This window comes from Citrobacter sp. CtB7.12 (assembly GCF_001297795.1).
In the GTDB taxonomy this organism is placed as follows: domain Bacteria; phylum Pseudomonadota; class Gammaproteobacteria; order Enterobacterales; family Enterobacteriaceae; genus Citrobacter_A; species Citrobacter_A amalonaticus.
In genome coordinates this window covers 96,556-114,503 of sequence record NZ_LIFT01000003.1, presented here as the reverse complement: position 1 = coordinate 114,503, position 17,948 = coordinate 96,556, and the positions used below count along the sequence as shown (strand labels likewise).

Below are 17,948 nucleotides of genomic sequence, written 5' to 3'. Positions count from 1 at the left end.
GAACTGATGCAGACTTTTTCATATTGTCATGGTATTGTTGCGCTAAGGTAACAAAAATTTGGTGACAGAAGGACACTATGATGATAATGGAAAAGCTGAAGACGGCGAAGGGCAAAAAGTTTCTGCTCTGTCTGCTGGGTGTGTTTATTATTGCCGCATCGGTTGTCACGCGCGCCACGATCGGTGGGGTGATTGAACAGTATGATATTCCGCTTTCTGACTGGACGACGTCGATGTATGTCATTCAGTCATCAATGATTTTCGTCTATAGCCTGGTTTTCACCGTGCTGCTGGCCATCCCGTTGGGAATTTATTTCCTCGGCGGTGAGGACAAGCATTAAAAGAAAAGGCCCAAATCATTGGGCCTTTCGTTTTTTACACAACGCGTTAGTCGTCTTCCTCGTCGTCAAGCTCAACGGGCGTCTGGTACTGGTCGGGTTTGATGACCAGCAGGTCACAACGCAGATGATCGATGACCTGTTCTGCTGTATTCCCCAGGAAGGCAGCGGAAATGCCCGTGCGGCCCACTGTACCCAGAACCACAATCCCCGCCTGCAGATGTTCCGCTAAATCGGGGATTACCTCTTCCGGTAATCCTTTCTCAACGTGTGTGACTTTCTCGTCGATACTGAATTTTTGCCGCAGCGCTTTCATTGCCAGCAGGTGCTGACCGCGAATCGCATCGTTGTAGACGCTGGGATCAAATTCCGGCAGTTCAATCGCGATGTTGATCGGCGTGACAGGGTAGGCCCCGACCAGATGCACCTCAGTATGGTTGACCTGTTCGGCGAGTTGCAGCGTCTCTTTTACCAGCTTCTCATTCAGCGCATTATGGTAGGGTTCTTCACTGGCCAGGTTTACCGCCACCAGCGCTTTACCGCCTTCCGGCCAGGGTTGATCTTTCACCATCCACACCGGACTTGGGCATTTACGCAGCAGATGCCAGTCGGTAGGAGTGAAGATCACCGCTTCCAGTCGGTCATGCTGGTGCGCCATTTTCAGCACCAGATCGTGTCCGCCGCTGATCACTTCCTGAATAATGGCTTCAAAAGGACGGTTGTGCCAGACCACTTTAATTTCAACAGGAACGCCTGCTTCAATGTAGTATTTTGCTTGTTCGCGTATCCACGCCGTCCGCTGACTAATGACGCCCTGACGCATTGCCGTACGCTCATCAGGCGACAGCAGGGTGGTCATCTCGTAGGAAAAGTCATAGATCGGCAAAAAGGCTTTAATTTTGCCACCAATCCGTTGATGCAAATAAACCGCACGCCGTAACGCAGGTTGATCGTCCTGATTCGGATCGATAACCACCAGCATGTTTTGATACATAGCCATACAGGGTCTCCTTACAACTGTCATCGCAGTTTGTAACTAAAAGAGTAACCCAAGAATGTGAATTGAAACAGGGAAGAACCTTCTGTCAGATCAATAAATCAGGAAAATTTAACGATTCGACAGAAGGGTTTCAGAAGGGTTGCGGAAAGATTAAGCAACGTTGCGGGTGTGTCCGGCGAGAACCGCCAGCGCATCACTGTTTTCGATAGTGATGTATTTCCCTTTCACCGCCAGCATTCCGCTTTTCTGGAAACGACCCAACAAACGGCTGATTGTTTCAACGGTCAGGCCCAGGTAGTTACCGATATCGCCACGGGTCATGGTCAGACGGAATTCACGTGGAGAGAAGCCACGCTGCGCAAAGCGACGAGACAGGTTATAGATAAATGCCGCCAGACGCTCTTCCGCGTTTTTCTTCGACAGCAACAGGATCATATCCTGGTCACCTTTGATCTCACCACTCATCAGACGCATCATCTGCTGACGCAGATTAGGCATTTTGCCGGACAGATCATCAAGAGTCTCAAACGGGATTTCACAGACCATTGAGGTTTCCAGTGCCTGCGCAAAACTCGGATGATGGCCGCTACCAATCGCGTCGAAACCGACCAGGTCGCCCGCGAGATGGAAGCCGGTGATTTGCTCATCGCCTTGTTCAGTAATGGTATAGCTCTTGATCGTACCGGAACGAATGGCATAGAGCGATTTCAGCTCATCACCCGCTTTAAACAGCGTCTGGCCTTTCTGGATCGGCTTTTTACGCTCGATAATATTATCAAGCTGATCAAGCTCATGCTCGTTAAGTGTGAACGGGATGCAAAGCTGGCTGATACTGCAATCCTGGCAATGGATAGCACAACCGCCAGACTGAATGCGCCGTATAATTCGCTTTTCCGGGATCATAGGTCTGCTCAAGCCGTAATTGATATTTGTCAATTTTAACATCTTTTTGGTGAGCACGTAAGTCTGAGGTCACCCCAATAGCGGATAATTCCGACATGTGTGAATAAAATATTTCTATCCCTTTGAAAAACCTTACTTTCCCTGTGGCGTCTTTACGTAAAAGTGTGAGCAAGAAGGCACGAATTGCCTGGATACTACAGCAACAGGTAACCTTCATGGCGCAACAACCACTCTTTCCGCTGCACGCCACCGGCGTAACCGGTCATGGTGCCGTTACGTCCGATCACGCGGTGGCAGGGCACCACGATGCTGATCGGATTTGAACCGTTCGCCGCGCCAACCGCTCGCGCCGCACCAGGGCGTCCCAGTTGCTCAGCCAACTGACCGTAGTGCATCACCTGACCACAAGGAATAGTGCGTAAGGTTTGCCAGACTTCCCGCTGAAAAGGAGTGCCGCCGGTGGCGGTTGGCAGCGTATCGATCGCGCTGAGGTTACCGGCAAAATAGTCGGCAAGTTTGTCGCACAGACCGCCCGGATTGGTCGCACTAATACGGGTATAACCTTGTGCGCGGTAATGAATATCCAGCAGTTGCACCATGCGCTCACTGTACTGTTCCCACTCGATAGCGCGAAGTCTGAACTGCTCGTCGCAAATGACCCAAAGTGGGCCCAGCGGGGTCATCATTTTCTCTTCCAGTAGTGTCAGCATCGGTTGCCTCGTTGGCATGCAGTCGGTGGGGCATCAACGTATCATGGTCACTGCCAGCAGTGCTATACCCCTGATTTGGGATAAAAAAATAGAGCCTGTCGACATCCGCCAGACTCTACAGTACACACAGCAGTTTATCCTTCATCTATGCCCGTTATTTTTCCTGGTGGCGGGTAATGTCTTATAGCAAGAACCGTTTAACTATGCCAGCAAACTGGAGTGATTGATTTCACGAAAATCTAAGGTAAATCAACCAGATTAAACGGCACTGCTGCACTGTTTTACTCTGAGTAAAACCAGCGTTAATTAGTAAAGCAAAGGTATGTGACACGTGGATGTTTACTGGAAGCATCTGTAAACCGTTGTCGCCCTCCAGGGGGACGGCTATGATAGTAGCTGCCTTTAAAAAGCGGGAGGACACAGCATGAATCTTGACGACAAATCGTTATTTCTTGACGCCATGGAGGATGTTCAGCCGCTGAAACGTTGCGCCGACGTACACTGGCAGCCCGTGCGCAATGTGCGGACCCCGCAACGTATTGATACACTCCAGCTTGATAATTTTCTCACCACCGGTTTTCTGGAGATCGTCCCGCTGGCGCAACCTTTAGAGTTTCGCCGTGAGGGGCTGCAACAGGGCGTACTCGATAAGCTGCGTACGGGGAAATACAGCCAGCAGGCGAGCCTCAATCTGTTGCGTCAGCCAGTGGAAGCCTGTCGTCAACAGCTGTACAGCTTTCTGCTCCAGTCGTTACGCGATGGACTGCGCAATGTGCTGATCATTCACGGTAAAGGGCGAGACGATAACTCACATGCCAACATCGTGCGCAGCTATCTGGCACGCTGGTTGACCGAATTCGACGAGGTTCAGGCCTACTGCACGGCGCTGCCACATCACGGCGGCAGCGGAGCGTGCTATGTGGCGTTGCGTAAATCCGCACAGGCGAAGCAGGAAAACTGGGAACGTCACGCCAAGCGCAGCCGTTAATGCAGTAAAAGCGACAACTCCTGCGCGGCTTTTTGCAGCTCGGGCAGTACGCGGCTGCGCAGCTCGTCCGCCGTCACCTGTCCGGCATGTACACCCACATTCAGCGCCGCCTGGACCTGACCCTGGCTGTTCATCAGTGGCACAGCAATGGACCGCAGCCCCATTTCCAGTTCCTGATCGTTGAGCGCATAGCCCTGCTGCCGGACTCTCTTCAGTTCGGCGCGCAGGGCGGGGACGGAATCCACAGTCTGCGAGGTGTAGCGGATCATGGTGATGCGCCCGAGCATGTCGTTCAGCTTTTCCTCAGAAAGATGGCTAAGCAAAACGCGTCCCATTGAGGTGGACCACGCGGGCAGCCGACTGCCGATGTCCAGATCGATGGTCATAATGCGTGAGCTGGAGGCGCGGGCGATATACAAAATATCGTCACCGTCGAGGGTGGCGATGGAACAGGATTCATTGAGCATTTCGCTCAGATGTTTCAGAACCGGTTGAGTGGCGCGAGCCAGCGGAGTGGAGGCCAGATAGGCATGTCCCAGTGCCAGGATCCGCGGACGCAGTTCGAAATTTTTCCCATCTTCGGCATAAACGAAACCCAGTTTTCCCAGCGTATACAGACAGCGTCTGACTGCCGCGCGCGGGATCCCGGTTTTCTGGCTAATCTGCGATATCGACATAACCCGTCGCTGCGGCGTGAACGCCTGAATCACCTCCAGCCCGCGTGCCAGTGATGCCATATAGTTTGGATCGCCCTTAAACGGATCGGTCTCATTGTTCAGACGGTCATCAGGATGTTTTTCCACTGTTTTCCTCTCGTTGTTCGCCACGGATCACATTCTTCGTACAAACATAAACGATGTTCGATTATCGCACCATATTTCGATTATCGCCCTTGCCTGACTTCGTTAAGTGGGTCACATTTTGTGCGAACAACGCAAAAATGTGCGAAATCCGCACCACAAGGAGCGAGCTGATGATTGATAAAAGTGTGCCTTCGCTGGAGGAGGCCATCGCCGGGATCCCGGACGGTGCGACCATCATGATTGGTGGTTTTGGTACGGCCGGACAACCCACCACATTGATTGATGCGCTCATCGCGCAGGGGGCTCGCGACCTTACCATCATCAATAACAATGCGGGTAACGGTGAAGTCGGTCTGGCGGCACTGTTGAAGGCCAGACGCGTACGCAAAATGATCTGCTCTTTTCCGCGTCAGGTGGATTCACAGATTTTCGATGACCTGTATCGCCGTGGCGAGGTTGAACTGGAGCTGGTACCTCAGGGGAATCTGGCGGCGCGCATTCAGGCTGCCGGTGCTGGCCTGGGGGCTATCTATACGCCAACAGGCTACGGTACGCCGCTGGCTGAAGGCAAAGAAACCCGCCACATCGAAGGGAAAAACTATGTGCTCGAATACCCGATTAACGCCGATTTTGCCCTGATAAAGGCGCATCAGGCCGATCGCTGGGGGAATCTGGTGTACCGCAAAGCGGCACGAAACTTTGGTCCGATCATGGCGACCGCCGCGCAAACCACGGTGGTGGAGGTGAATCAGATTGTCCCTCTCGGCGAGCTTGATCCCGAGCACGTCATCACGCCGGGGATTTTTGTCCAGCGCGTATTTTCTCTGGAAAACCTCACCCACGCCGCGCTGCGGGCCTAAGGAGTAAACGATGAAGAAATTATCCCGTGACGAAATGGCCAGACGCGTAGCGCAGGATATCCCGGAAGGGGCATACGTCAATCTGGGGATTGGTTTACCAACCCGTATCGCCAACTACCTGCCTGCGGAAAAAGAGATTTTCCTGCACAGTGAAAATGGCCTGCTCGGGATGGGGCCAAAACCGGCGGAAGGGGAAGAAGATCCGGAGCTGATTAATGCCGGGAAAGAGTACGTCACGCTGTTGCAGGGCGGTTGCTATTTCCACCATGGTGACTCCTTCGCCATGATGCGCGGCGGGCACCTGGATATCTGCGTGCTGGGGGCGTATCAGGTCTCAGTCTCCGGGGATCTCGCCAACTGGAGCACCGGCGCGCCGGACGCCATTCCCGCCGTGGGCGGCGCGATGGATCTGGCGATCGGCGCGCGTCAGGTATTTGTGATGATGGACCATCTGACCCGCGACGGCGAGTGCAAACTGGTTGAACACTGTACCTATCCCTTAACCGGCATGGGCTGCGTCAGCCGCATTTATACCGACCTGGCGGTGATCGACATTACCGATTCGGGACCGGTTGTCCGGGAAATTTTCAATGGTCTGTCTTTTGAGGAACTGCAACGTCTGACGCCGGTGACTCTGAGCTGTGAACCGCTGGCGCAAAGCGCATAAGGAACTATGATGAATCAGGCATTTATCTGCGATGCAGTGCGCACACCGTTTGGTCGATTCGGCGGAACGCTGGCGAACATCAGGGCCGACGATCTGGCCGCTATTCCACTGAAAGCACTGCTTGAACGCAACCCAGGCCTTGATCCTGCGGCGATCGATGACGTGATTTACGGCTGTGCGAATCAGGCGGGAGAAGATAACCGCAACGTGGCGCGGATGGCGCTGCTGCTGGCCGGGTTGCCGGAAAGCGTTCCGGGCAGTACGGTAAACCGTCTGTGTGGTTCCAGCCTCGATGCCATTGGTATTGCCGCGAGAGCGATTAAAAGCGGCGAAATACAGCTGATGATCGCCGGTGGTGTGGAGAGCATGTCACGTGCGCCGTTTGTGATGGGCAAAGCGGAAAATGCGTTCAGCCGCAACATGAAAATCGAAGACACTACGATTGGCTGGCGCTTTATCAACGCGCAAATGAAAGCCCGCTATGGCGTGGATTCTATGCCGGAAACGGCAGAAAACGTGGCGCAGGAGTTTGGCATAACGCGCGCCGATCAGGATGCGTTTGCGCTGCGCAGCCAGTTGAGAACCGCTGCCGCTCAGGAGCAGGGGCTATTTGCACAAGAGTTAATTTCAGTGACAGTGTCACAAAAAAGAGGCGAGCCGCTGCTTTTTGGCAAAGATGAACATCCGCGTGCGACATCGCTGGAGGCGCTCGCCAGGCTGAAAGGGGTCGTCCGTCCTGACGGTACCGTGTCGGCGGGCAATGCGTCTGGCGTTAACGACGGTGCCTGTGCGCTCCTCATCGCCAGCGAGCAGGCGATGGCACAGCAAAGTCTACACCCGCTGGCGCGGATTGTCGGCGTGGCAACTGCCGGCGTCGCCCCGCGAATTATGGGGTTTGGCCCGGCGCCAGCGGTCCGTAAAGTACTGGCGCAGACGGGCTTAACGCTTGGCCAGATGGATGTTATCGAGCTTAACGAGGCGTTTGCCGCGCAGGCACTGGCGGTGATGCGTGATTTGGGGTTACCCGATGATGCCGCGCAGGTGAATCCTAACGGCGGTGCGATTGCCCTCGGTCACCCGTTGGGGGCATCAGGTGGGCGTCTGGCGATGACCGCCGCTTACCAGTTGCAGCGTACCGGCGGACGCTATGCACTCTGTACCATGTGCATTGGCGTCGGCCAGGGGATCGCATTGATTATTGAACGTGTGTAAGGAGCAGGAATGACCTTGCTAACCCCGTTGATGCGCGGAACGGCGCTCACGGCAGAATTTTCAGACATCCAGCTTCTTCAGGGGATGCTCGATTTTGAGGCCGCGCTTGCCCGTGCGCAGGCGGCCTGCGGCGTGATACCGGCAACGGCTGTCGGGCCTATCACCCAGGCTTGTCATGCGCAGGAGTTTGATCGACAAGCACTGGCAGAATCGGCGCGGGCGGCGGGCAATCTGGCCATTCCGTTGGTGAAACACTTAACCGCGCGGGTGAAGCGCGAGGCTCCAGATGCCGCACGTTACGTACACTGGGGGGTAACCAGCCAGGATGTGATCGATACCGGACTGGTCCTGCAATTGCGAGCGGCGCTCAATCACACGCAACGTGCGCTGAGTCAATTGACGGCGGTCTTTGCTCAGCAGGCGCATCGCTATCAGCATACCGTCATGCCGGGTCGCACCTGGATGCAGCAGGCGCTGCCGGTGACCTGGGGGCTGAAACTGGCCGGTACGCTTGATGCGCTGCTGCGCTGGCAGGAACGCCTGCAATCGCTGTTGCCGCGTGTACTGGTGCTGCAGTTTGGCGGTGCGGCGGGAACGCTGGCGTCACTTGGGCAGAACGCGCTACCGGTGGCAGAGCGACTCGCGCAGGAACTGGCGTTGACGTTGCCAGATACGCCCTGGCATACCCAGCGCGATCGGCTGCTGGAAGTGGGGGCATGGTACGCCGGTGTCGGCGGTACTCTCGGTAAGTTTGCTCAGGACTTCGCGCTGCTGATGCAGACCGAAGTGGCGGAAGTGAGCGAACCCGCCGTCGCGGGTCGGGGCGGATCGTCGGAGATGCCGCACAAGCGAAATCCGGTGAGCTGCGCGGCGATCCTCACTGCCATGCAGAAAACGCCGGGACTGATGGCCACACTCTACAACAGTCAGTTACAGCAACATGAACGTGCGCTCGGCGGCTGGCAGGCTGAATGGGAAGTCCTGCCGGAGATCGTCATGCTGGTCGGGCACGCAATTGAAGAAACCCAACCGCTCGTCCTGAATATGCAGGTCTTCCCGCAAAAGATGCGTGACAACCTGGATATCACTCAGGGCCTGATGATGGCGGAATCGGTCACGCTGGCATTGGCGGCGTTTATCGGCAAGCAGGATGCCCATCATCTGATAGAAAGGCTGTGCCATCGCGCGGTGACAAGCGGTCATTCCCTGCATTCAGTACTCGTTGAGGAGCCGCAGGTGATGGCCCATCTTAATGAATCTCAACTGGCGGCGTTACTGGACCCAGGCACGGCAACGGGCTGCGCGGCGCAGTTTGTGCAACGCGTGCTTGCACGTTATGAGGAACAACAGCATGGAACTGAATTACCAGATTGATGGCCCGGACGGCGCGCCGGTGGTAGTGCTATCCAATTCTCTCGGTACGACGCTTGCGATGTGGGCGCCACAGCTTGCGGCGCTGAGCGCGCAATATCGAGTGCTGCGTTATGACACCCACGGACATGGCGCGACGAACAATATGGGGCCAACCGATCTCGCCCGGCTGGGGCAGGATGTGATTGCGTTACTCGATCACCTGGATATCCCGGCAGCGCATTTTTGCGGGATCTCAATGGGAGGACTCACCGGGCTGTGGCTGGCCTGTCATCAGCCGCAACGATTGCTGAGCGTAACAGTGATTAACAGCGCTGCACGTATAGGCGACGAGGCGAGTTGGCGCGCCCGCGCGCAAAGCGTTCGTCAGAATGGACTGCGCGAGATTGCCGCCAGCGCCCCGGAACGCTGGTTCAGCCCTGCTTTTCGTCAGTCGGCACCGCAAACGGTCGCCGCATTGTGTGAGCAACTCGCCGCGTCGTCAGCCGAAGGGTACGCCGCCTGCTGTGAAGCGCTGGCAACGGCCGATTTGCGTGAGCAAATTGCCGGGATCACACGGCCAGTGCTGCTGATTGCCGGTGAAAATGACCCCGTCACCACGGTGGACGACGCTCAGTTTATGCACCAGCGTATTGCCGGTTCTGTACTGGCCGTGGTGAAGGCATCCCATTTATCCACTATTGAAGCGCCGGGTGCGGTGAACGCGGCGTTGTTATCGTTTCTGGGAGGACAATATGCAGGATGAAGAACGTTATCAGCAGGGAATGGCCGTACGCAGGGCGGTTCTGGGCGATGCGCATGTTGACAGGACGGTGGAAAACCTGACGCCGCTGAATGAAGAATTTCAACACTTTATTACCCGTTATGCCTGGGGCGATATCTGGAGCCGCCCCGGACTGGATCGGCATACGCGCAGTATGATAACCATTGCGATGCTGATTGCGTTAAACCGCGAAGCGGAGCTAAAAATGCATCTCAATGCCGCGTTCAACAACGGCGTGACGCGTGAGGAGTTGAAAGAGCTGATCATGCATTCGGCACTTTATTGCGGTCTGCCCGCCGCCAATGCGACATTGCATCTGGCACAGCAAGTTTTTGACCAGCGCGACGCCGACGGGAAGTAAATCAGGCCCCCGGCGGCGGTGCGTGTCGTCGGGGACGCTGTTTCTCAGGCGGCCAGTACCCGGTTTCTGCCATCATTTTTGGCCCGGTAAAGCGCAGCATCCATCCGCTTAAACAGTTCATCGATACTTTCGTTCGGTTCGCGGTGGGCCACGCCAATGCTCACGGTAAAGCGCGGCAGGCCGGGAAGCCCGATTTTCGCGACCGACGCGCGGATGGATTCGGCTAACTGCAACGCGGTCTCCAGCGGCGTGCGCGGTAACAACAGGACAAACTCCTCGCCGCCCCAGCGAAACACTAAATCCCCTTTGCGTGCGCAGGACTCCAGGTTTCGCGCCAGCTCGCAGAGAACCTCATCACCTTTCAGGTGACCATACAGGTCATTAATGCTTTTAAACCGATCGGTATCAATGAGCAGCAGGCTGTAGTCCTGGGCAAGGGTGAGATGCTGCATCTGCCCCTGTTCGGTCAGTTGATAGAACTGGCGGCGATTGAGCAGTCCGGTGAGTGCGTCATGCAGGGCGGCGCGCTCCAGTTCCTGTTCAAGACGTTTCTGCTCGGTAATATCGTGAATGATGCACAACATCAGTCTGTCGCCGTAGATTTCAATCGGCCCGGCATAGGTTTGCACATGGCGGGTGGTGCCATCGGCAATTTTATGGACAAAATTCAGCGGCTTATGCCCACCCGGCAGTCGCGCAATTTCATGCATAACAGGCAGAACCTGGCGACCCAACATATTGATTTCCCATGTGTGTTTTTGGCACATCGCCTCCAGGCTGTAGCCGTAGAAATTGAGCGCCGCCAGGTTGGCGTCGACAATCAGACCATCTCTTGACGGATCGATCAGCAGCATAGGGGCGGAGTTCGTGAGAAAAAATCGGGCATAAAATCCCTGCTTTTTACGCTGATAGGTGGCAGACCGGCTGGCTTTCAACCCCTGTACCGCCGGGATATCAATGCCTTCGAACAGAATGACTTCACCGGTTCCTGGCAGATCGTTAATCGATAACCGACAGGTGAGTGCGGCCTGATGATTTTCACGGGGCACCGTCAGAATCTCGACAATATCCCGCTGGCGGCGAAGATCGGTAATATAGTTCGGCAACGTATTCTGCGCATGGGTGGAATACACCCCTTTACGCAGCTGGCTGAAGGTGTACCCTTGCATCACCTCTCTGGCGATACGATTGGCAAAAACTAATTCTTCGGTACAGGGTGAGACGATCCAGACCGGCTGTGTTAATAAATCCAGTGCATTCAGGTTGTGCGCAATCATCAGTAATCCTGTTCTTTTTATTAATTATTGTGCGACTATGCCGATGAAACGCATTGACCAGATCCCCATACCAAGCGTAATACCGCCCGATAAGCGCCAGAATGCCGATTCTCGACCCGCGCGCGCTGTCTGAGGGAGACAAATGCAGCGATGAACGCAACAAGAAACGAGATGCTGATTCAAACGGGCGCCCATGATACGTGCAACATCTGGCTTTCCATCGAATGTCTGTCGTGCAGTTAAATTTAGCAGGGATTCATCCATTCGCATGAGAAATGAAAGGTCAGCTACTGGAATTTTTGCCCACCTCATTAACGTCCAGAGGCGAAAAGCGGCAAGAGCACGAGTGCGCTTATTAACACGTTATGAAATCTAATCATTTAAGCCAGATTAAACGTTCATCAATGATGAGTGTCGTATCACTTAATTGTTAAGCAGTAGAATCGCTTGGGAGGGTAGGGGAAAGCGGCCTCACCTCATGATGAACAATAAGCATAAGGTAAACTTAATCGGCAATATCCTTCTTTAAGGTAAATTTTATGGATCTCTGCGTGAAGTTTGTACAGAGAGCGGAACGAGAAGAATATATGCTTTTCTGATGCTATATAAATATGACCTGCCATATTAACCTCTAACAGGTTTAAAATGTTAAAACACATTAGCGTCAGAACATTTATTATCGTATTTCTGCTATTTACCTTTGGCCTGATTAACACTGTGCAAATAATGTACTCGGTCAGGCTGCCGGTTATTATTTCAATGAACGTGATTTTTTTGTTGGCGTTATTCGCCTTATGGTGCTACATGACAATATATCTTGTCACGCCCATTAATACCGTAAAGAAAAGTATTGAACAGGTGACAGCGGGAAATCTCGCCGTTTATATTCCCGAATTTGGTAATAACTGTGCCGGGAGACTGATTCCGGGTATCAACAGCTTATCCGGCAGTATCGCGACGCTGGTACGTGAGATCCGACTTTCCTCGAAGACGGCGCTGTTGTTGTCAGAGCAACTGGCCGCCCGTAGCGCTGAATTATCCGTAAAAACGGAGCAGCAGTCTGCCTCTTTAATTCAGACGGCGGCCAGCATGGAACAGATGGCGGCCAGCACGCGTAACAACGCTGACCACACGCGACTTGCTAACCAGCAGGCCAATAGCGCGATGCAATGTGCATACAAAGGCAGCGAATTAATGGTTCAGGTTGCCAGCAACATGCATTCGATTACGACTTGTACCCAGCAAATGACAGAAATAATTACCCTGATTGATGATATTGCGTTTCAGACCAATATTCTGGCCCTGAATGCCGCAGTCGAAGCGGCGCGCGCCGGTGAGCAGGGAAAAGGATTTTCCGTGGTGGCGACGGAGGTGCGAAATCTGGCGCACAGAAGTGCCGAAGCCGCAAAAAATATTCGGGGGCTTATCGACGTCACCCATCAAAATGTGCAGCAAGGCGCAACGGTTGTGGGCGAGACAGAAAAGAATATGCAGGAAATCGTCCAGGGCGCTGGGCAGTTAAGTCAGTTGATGCATGAAATATCAACCACCACGGCGGAACAGGAAAAAGGAATAAATCAGATAACCCAGGCAATGAATGAACTGGAAAAAGTTACTCAAAGTAACGCGTTGATGGTGGATGAATTATCCGGATCGTCGGATGTACTGAAATCACAGGTTGTCGATCTCCAGTCGAAAACCCATCAGTTCCGTTTAAGTGATGCAACAGAAGCGATTTCTCCCTCAGCGCACAAGCGCTACGCTCGCGGGTTTTCATAAGCCCTGATAACACATTGGGAGAATGAGTGGTTGCTTAACATACGTCGACAGCTAGACTAACCAGAAAAGCGCGAAGTATGGGAGGCAAAATGGAAGCCATTAAAGGGTCTCAAGTTAGTGTGCCGGATGCAGTATTTGCCTGGTTGCTGGATGGCAAGGGCGGTGTGAAACCGCTGGAAGATGATGATGTGATCAGCCGTGAGCATCCGTGCTGGCTGCATCTGAACTACACGCATCCGGACAGCGCGCAATGGCTGGCGACGACGCCGCTACTGCCGAATAATGTCAGGGATGCGCTGGCGGGGGAAAGCCTTCGTCCACGCGTCAGCCGTCTGGGTGAAGGGACGCTTATTACGCTACGCTGCATCAATGGCAGTACGGATGAGCGCCCGGACCAACTGGTGGCGATGCGTCTGTATATGGATGAACGGCTGATTGTCTCCACGCGTCAGCGGAAGGTGCTGGCGCTCGACGATGTCGTCAGCGATCTCCAGGAAGGCACCGGGCCAGTTGACTGCGGCGGTTGGCTGGTGGACGTATGCGATGCGCTGACCGATCACGCCAGTGAATTTATCGAACAGTTACACGATAAAATCATCGATCTTGAAGACAATCTGCTCGATCAGCAAATCCCGCCGCGCGGCTTCCTCGCGTTATTACGAAAACAATTGATTGTGATGCGCCGCTATATGGCGCCGCAACGTGATGTCTATTCGCGACTGGCTAGCGAGCGTCTGGCGTGGATGACGGACGATCAGCGACGCCGGATGCAAGATATTGCCGACCGACTGGGCAGGGGGCTGGATGAAATTGATGCCTGTATCGCCCGCACGGGCGTTATGGCGGATGAAATTGCCCAGGTAATGCAGGAGTCGCTGGCAAGACGTACCTATACCATGTCATTGATGGCGATGGTTTTCCTTCCCAGCACGTTTCTGACCGGACTGTTCGGCGTCAATCTCGGCGGCATACCCGGTGGAGGGTGGCAATTTGGCTTTTCACTCTTTTGTATTCTGTTAGTGGTTCTGATTGGTGGTGTTACTTTATGGTTGCATCGTAGTAAATGGTTGTAAAAACGGGTGTTTTAAGAGATTTCTCTGCCTAAAAACGGCTTTAAGATTGAGCGAAGTCAATAAATAGCACGCCTGTTCGGGGCAATATCACTCTTGCAGGTGAATGCAACGTCAAGCGATGGGCGTTGCGCTCCATATTGTCTTACTTCCTTTTTTGAATTACTGCATAGCACAATTGATTCGTACGACGCCGACTTAAATAAGTCGGCTTTTTTTTGCCTGTACGTTTTCAGCGACTACCCTGAAAGGGAGCCAATGAAATCCCGGAGGCAAAAATGTTCCATCTGTTAACTCACCGCCAACAAGACATTCATTTCTCGGATCCCGTTCCCAACGATCCCGTTCCTGTGCCCGATCCGATCCCACGTCCACAGCCGATGCCCGACCCGCCGCCCGACGAAGTACCGATTAAGTTGTCGCATCACAGCCGCAGATCTGCGAGGATACGCGCCTGCCGACTGTGAGTCGTTTACCGTGAGATTAAATTGTGACTGCTTTTGCTACCCTGAATGTATTACCCGCCGCCCAGCTCGAGAATCTGAACGAGTTGGGGTATCTGTCCATGACCCCCGTCCAGGCGGCGGCGCTGCCAGCGATCCTTGCCGGGCAGGATGTGCGGGTGCAGGCAAAAACCGGCAGCGGTAAAACGGCAGCATTTGGTCTCGGTTTGTTACAGCATATTGATGCCACTCTGTTTCAGACGCAGTCGCTGGTTCTGTGCCCGACGCGCGAACTGGCGGATCAGGTGGCCGGTGAACTACGTCGTCTGGCGCGTTTCTTACCGAATACCAAAATCCTGACGCTTTGCGGTGGTCAACCCTTCGGAGCACAGCGCGATTCTCTTCAGCACGCGCCGCATATTATCGTCGCCACGCCTGGTCGTTTGCTCGACCATTTGCAAAAGGGCACCGTTTCGCTGGACGCGTTGACCACGCTGGTGATGGATGAAGCAGACCGGATGCTGGATATGGGATTCAGTGAGGCAATCGACGAGGTGATCCGTTTCGCGCCCGCGTCGCGTCAGACGCTATTGTTTTCGGCCACCTGGCCGGAAGCGATTGCCGCAATCAGCGGTCGCGTGCAGCGAAATCCGTTCGCTATCGAAATTGACACGGTGGATGCGCTCCCCGCCGTCGAACAGCAATTCTTTGAAACCTCTGCGCGCGGTAAGATACCGCTGTTGCAAACGTTGCTCAGTCAGCATCAGCCGGCTTCCTGCGTGGTGTTCTGTAATACTAAAAAGGATTGTCAGGCGGTGTGCGATGCGCTCAATGAGGCCGGGCAAAGCGCGCTGGCGCTTCATGGCGATCTGGAACAGCGAGACCGCGATCAGACGCTGGTGCGTTTTGCCAACGGCAGCGCGCGGGTGCTGGTGGCGACGGATGTTGCGGCCCGCGGGCTTGATATCAAATCTCTGGAGCTGGTGGTGAATTTCGAACTGGCGTGGGATCCGGAGGTGCACGTCCACCGGATTGGCCGTACCGCGCGCGCCGGGAACAGCGGTCTGGCTATCAGTTTTTGTGCTCCGGAAGAGGCGCAGCGGGCGAATATTCTCTCTGAAATGCTGCAGATCCGCCTTAACTGGGTCCCTGCGCCAACGCAACGCAGCATCGCGCCGCTGGTCGCCGAAATGGCGACATTGTGTATCGACGGTGGCAAGAAAGCCAAAATGCGACCAGGCGATGTGCTGGGGGCGTTAACCGGAGATATGGGTCTGGATGGCGCGGACATTGGCAAAATTACCGTGCATCCGGCGCATGTCTATGTGGCGGTCCGTCAGGCAGTCGCGCATAAGGCGTGGAAACAACTGCAGAATGGGAAGATTAAAGGTAAAACCTGTCGGGTGCGTTTACTGAAATAAACCCGAGTTGGGCCGGAGATGAAAACGATCCGGCCCATGGCTATTACTTCACTTCGACAACGTTCAGGCGAAGTTCATCAAGCTGATTATCGTCTTCTTCCGGTTGCCAGCCTGCAGGCTGGAGCGGGATCTCTTCACGATCAAATGCCAGATCGCCGCCATCAATAACGTCAGAACCGTGCTTAATCCCTTTGAAGTCGAACAGGTTAATGTCGCTCAGGTGTGAAGGCACCACGTTCTGCATGGCGCTGAACATGGTTTCAATACGGCCTGGATAACGCTTATCCCAGTCACGCAGCATATCGGCAATCACCTGACGTTGCAGGTTTGGTTGCGAACCGCACAGGTTGCAAGGGATGATCGGGAAGCCTTTGGCTTCAGCAAAGCGTTCGATATCCTTCTCACGGCAGTAAGCCAGTGGGCGGATCACGATATGTTTACCATCATCGCTCATCAGTTTCGGCGGCATCCCTTTCATTTTCCCGCCGTAGAACATATTCAGGAACAGGGTTTGCAGAATGTCGTCGCGATGGTGACCCAGCGCAATTTTAGTCGCACCCAGCTCCGTCGCCGTGCGATACAGAATACCGCGACGCAGGCGTGAACAAAGAGAGCAGGTGGTTTTGCCTTCCGGGATCTTATCTTTCACGATCCCATACGTGTTCTCTTCAACTATTTTGTACTCAACGCCCAGTTGCTCAAGATACTCAGGCAGAATGTGTTCAGGGAAACCGGGTTGTTTCTGATCCAGGTTAACGGCAACCAGCGAAAAGCTAATCGGGGCGCTTTGCTGTAGATTGCGCAAAATTTCCAACATGGTGTAGCTGTCTTTACCACCGGACAGGCAGACCATGATCCGGTCGCCATCTTCAATCATATTGAAATCGGCAATCGCTTCGCCGACGTTACGGCGCAGACGTTTCTGCAATTTATTCAGGTTGTACTGTTCTTTCTTCGTCGCTTGTTGATTTTCTAACATTATTTACTGTCTCGAACACCGGAAAGGGGCATGTCACGACACGCGTATCACCGTGCCAGTTTTGCGTTTCGCCTGGCAGTCTGCTCGTCGTCAATACGTCGATTCAGGCTACGTCAATTTCATATACCACCTGCGTGCGTTTCATGCCCCATCGGGTTTGCAATAAAAGACGTGAACGCTTCGGTTGAGCGAAGCCTACAGGCAAAAGTATGTCGCGTATGGTACGGATTACGGCGACGAATACCAGCACCTTTTACACGTCCGACGGTAAACGGCTTAAACTTACTTCTGAATTCTGGTCAGGCAATGATTTTCTGTCACTGGTGCGACGCTGACGATGATTAGCCTGGTCACGGTGCGACAGAATCAGGGCATTACGGAGCCCGCAAAAAGTCAATACGCCATTCTGGAGCGTAATGATCATATTTCCGTTATTCCTGATGAAAGCTAAGGAGAAGAAGGATGAATGAAGCAGCCTATAACGAAGCGAAAACCACCGGCGAACTCACGAAACAGCTAGCCAATGTGTTCATTGACCGAGGATTATCGTTAACCACCGCTGAGTCCTGCACCGGCGGTAATCTGGCGACGGCACTCTGTGCGGAATCCGATACCGCCGCCTTTTATGATATTGGCGTTATTACCTTTAGTGACAGGGCGAAGCAGACACTGCTCGGCGTACAGGCCAGTACGCTGGAAAAATATACCGCAGTGAGTGAACAGACGGTCAAAGAGATGTCCACGGGCATACGCGAGCGTGCCGGGACCGATATCAGCATTGCCATCAGTGGGTACGCCGGTCCGGACGGTGGGGAAGACGGAACGCCCGCCGGAACGGTCTGGTTTGCGTGGAATCTCCGCGGGGAGGTTGTCACAAAGCGCGAGCTTTTTTCTGGTGAGTGTCAGGATGTTATCGAAAAAGCAGTCCGTTTCAGCCTTGCAGTACTCCTGGAAGAGATCTCTGCCTGGGAGGGGCGTTGACCCCAGTGATCAATACGCTCTG

The 17,948-nt window shown here is 54.1% G+C and carries 19 protein-coding genes and 2 pseudogenes; 14 read left to right on the top strand and 7 right to left on the bottom strand.

Annotated features, from left to right (window positions below; all coding sequences use genetic code 11):
* Positions 1-80 precede the first annotated feature (80 nt).
* The gene (locus AOY24_RS04525; protein ID WP_043001925.1) at positions 81-341 is read left to right on the top strand and encodes a DUF2534 family protein; all 261 of its coding nucleotides are present in this window, start codon (positions 81-83) and stop codon (positions 339-341) included.
* A gap of 46 nt (positions 342-387) precedes the next feature.
* On the opposite strand, the gene uspE is transcribed toward AOY24_RS04525, so the two are convergent.
* From uspE to ogt, 3 genes are all read right to left on the bottom strand, one after another.
* Complete coding sequence (uspE, locus tag AOY24_RS04520; protein WP_043000578.1) at positions 388-1,338, bottom strand: universal stress protein UspE; 951 nt, start codon at positions 1,336-1,338, stop codon at positions 388-390.
* A 150-nt stretch (positions 1,339-1,488) separates the two neighbouring features.
* On the bottom strand, positions 1,489-2,241 hold the full coding sequence (gene fnr, locus AOY24_RS04515; protein ID WP_003020397.1) for a fumarate/nitrate reduction transcriptional regulator Fnr: 753 nt from the start codon (positions 2,239-2,241) through the stop codon (positions 1,489-1,491).
* Between the two features lie 194 nt (positions 2,242-2,435).
* Entirely contained in the window at positions 2,436-2,951 is a 516-nt protein-coding gene (gene ogt, locus AOY24_RS04510; protein ID WP_043000579.1) for a methylated-DNA--[protein]-cysteine S-methyltransferase, read from the bottom strand.
* Between the two features lie 424 nt (positions 2,952-3,375).
* On the opposite strand from ogt, the gene smrA reads away from it, so the two are divergent.
* Positions 3,376-3,939 carry a DNA endonuclease SmrA gene (gene smrA / locus AOY24_RS04505; protein WP_043000580.1) on the top strand — a complete coding sequence of 188 codons (564 nt, stop codon included), beginning with the start codon at positions 3,376-3,378 and terminating at the stop codon, positions 3,937-3,939.
* Here the strand turns inward: smrA and AOY24_RS04500 are convergent.
* The gene (locus AOY24_RS04500) at positions 3,936-4,742 is read right to left on the bottom strand and encodes an IclR family transcriptional regulator C-terminal domain-containing protein (protein WP_054176228.1); all 807 of its coding nucleotides are present in this window, start codon (positions 4,740-4,742) and stop codon (positions 3,936-3,938) included. The genes smrA and AOY24_RS04500 overlap by 4 nt on opposite strands.
* 170 nt (positions 4,743-4,912) lie before the next feature.
* On the opposite strand from AOY24_RS04500, the gene AOY24_RS04495 reads away from it, so the two are divergent.
* The 6 genes from AOY24_RS04495 to pcaC are packed head-to-tail and all read left to right on the top strand — an operon-like array spanning position 4,913 to position 9,976.
* On the top strand, positions 4,913-5,602 hold the full coding sequence (locus AOY24_RS04495) for a 3-oxoacid CoA-transferase subunit A (RefSeq protein WP_044257772.1): 690 nt from the start codon (positions 4,913-4,915) through the stop codon (positions 5,600-5,602).
* A 10-nt stretch (positions 5,603-5,612) separates the two neighbouring features.
* Positions 5,613-6,269: a 3-oxoacid CoA-transferase subunit B gene (locus AOY24_RS04490; RefSeq protein WP_054176227.1), complete on the top strand. Its 657-nt coding sequence runs from the start codon at positions 5,613-5,615 to the stop codon at positions 6,267-6,269.
* A gap of 9 nt (positions 6,270-6,278) precedes the next feature.
* Positions 6,279-7,481, top strand: coding sequence for a 3-oxoadipyl-CoA thiolase (pcaF, locus tag AOY24_RS04485; protein ID WP_044267149.1), 1,203 nt, complete (start codon positions 6,279-6,281; stop codon positions 7,479-7,481).
* Positions 7,482-7,490: 9 nt separating this feature from the next.
* Positions 7,491-8,855: a 3-carboxy-cis,cis-muconate cycloisomerase gene (locus tag AOY24_RS04480; RefSeq protein WP_054176226.1), complete on the top strand. Its 1,365-nt coding sequence runs from the start codon at positions 7,491-7,493 to the stop codon at positions 8,853-8,855.
* The gene (gene pcaD, locus AOY24_RS04475) at positions 8,833-9,597 is read left to right on the top strand and encodes a 3-oxoadipate enol-lactonase (protein WP_054176225.1); all 765 of its coding nucleotides are present in this window, start codon (positions 8,833-8,835) and stop codon (positions 9,595-9,597) included. Before AOY24_RS04480 ends, pcaD begins: the two co-directional genes overlap by 23 nt.
* On the top strand, positions 9,587-9,976 hold the full coding sequence (gene pcaC / locus AOY24_RS04470) for a 4-carboxymuconolactone decarboxylase (RefSeq protein WP_043000587.1): 390 nt from the start codon (positions 9,587-9,589) through the stop codon (positions 9,974-9,976). Before pcaD ends, pcaC begins: the two co-directional genes overlap by 11 nt.
* Before the next feature lie 44 nt (positions 9,977-10,020).
* On the opposite strand, the gene AOY24_RS04465 is transcribed toward pcaC, so the two are convergent.
* Positions 10,021-11,253 (bottom strand): sensor domain-containing diguanylate cyclase, encoded by a 1,233-nt coding sequence (locus AOY24_RS04465; protein WP_043000588.1) that lies wholly within the window; start codon positions 11,251-11,253, stop codon positions 10,021-10,023.
* Positions 11,254-11,898: 645 nt separating this feature from the next.
* On the opposite strand from AOY24_RS04465, the gene AOY24_RS04460 reads away from it, so the two are divergent.
* The 4 genes from AOY24_RS04460 (at position 11,899) to dbpA (ending at position 15,966) form a co-directional block, all read left to right on the top strand.
* Positions 11,899-13,032 carry a methyl-accepting chemotaxis protein gene (locus AOY24_RS04460; RefSeq protein ID WP_043000589.1) on the top strand — a complete coding sequence of 378 codons (1,134 nt, stop codon included), beginning with the start codon at positions 11,899-11,901 and terminating at the stop codon, positions 13,030-13,032.
* 89 nt (positions 13,033-13,121) lie between these two features.
* Entirely contained in the window at positions 13,122-14,105 is a 984-nt protein-coding gene (zntB, locus tag AOY24_RS04455) for a zinc transporter ZntB (RefSeq protein ID WP_043000590.1), read from the top strand.
* Positions 14,106-14,389: 284 nt separating this feature from the next.
* Positions 14,390-14,569: a hypothetical protein gene (locus AOY24_RS25570; RefSeq protein ID WP_309295137.1), complete on the top strand. Its 180-nt coding sequence runs from the start codon at positions 14,390-14,392 to the stop codon at positions 14,567-14,569.
* 23 nt (positions 14,570-14,592) lie between these two features.
* Positions 14,593-15,966 carry an ATP-dependent RNA helicase DbpA gene (dbpA, locus tag AOY24_RS04450; protein WP_054176224.1) on the top strand — a complete coding sequence of 458 codons (1,374 nt, stop codon included), beginning with the start codon at positions 14,593-14,595 and terminating at the stop codon, positions 15,964-15,966.
* A gap of 43 nt (positions 15,967-16,009) precedes the next feature.
* Here dbpA and ttcA read toward each other — a convergent pair whose 3' ends face one another.
* Together ttcA and AOY24_RS25605 are read right to left on the bottom strand one after the other, a co-directional pair.
* Positions 16,010-16,945, bottom strand: a complete 936-nt coding sequence (ttcA, locus tag AOY24_RS04445) for a tRNA 2-thiocytidine(32) synthetase TtcA (protein WP_043000592.1) — start codon at positions 16,943-16,945, stop codon at positions 16,010-16,012.
* 47 nt (positions 16,946-16,992) lie between these two features.
* A pseudogene (locus AOY24_RS25605) lies at positions 16,993-17,202 on the bottom strand (site-specific integrase); the annotation flags it as partial.
* 89 nt (positions 17,203-17,291) lie between these two features.
* Between AOY24_RS25605 and AOY24_RS25600 the strand changes: the two are divergent.
* Together AOY24_RS25600 and AOY24_RS04440 are read left to right on the top strand one after the other, a co-directional pair.
* Positions 17,292-17,396, top strand: a pseudogene (locus AOY24_RS25600) (DUF421 domain-containing protein); the annotation flags it as partial.
* A gap of 11 nt (positions 17,397-17,407) precedes the next feature.
* Positions 17,408-17,926 carry a 2-oxo-tetronate isomerase gene (locus AOY24_RS04440; protein WP_044267134.1) on the top strand — a complete coding sequence of 173 codons (519 nt, stop codon included), beginning with the start codon at positions 17,408-17,410 and terminating at the stop codon, positions 17,924-17,926.
* The last annotated feature ends 22 nt before the right edge of the window (positions 17,927-17,948 follow it).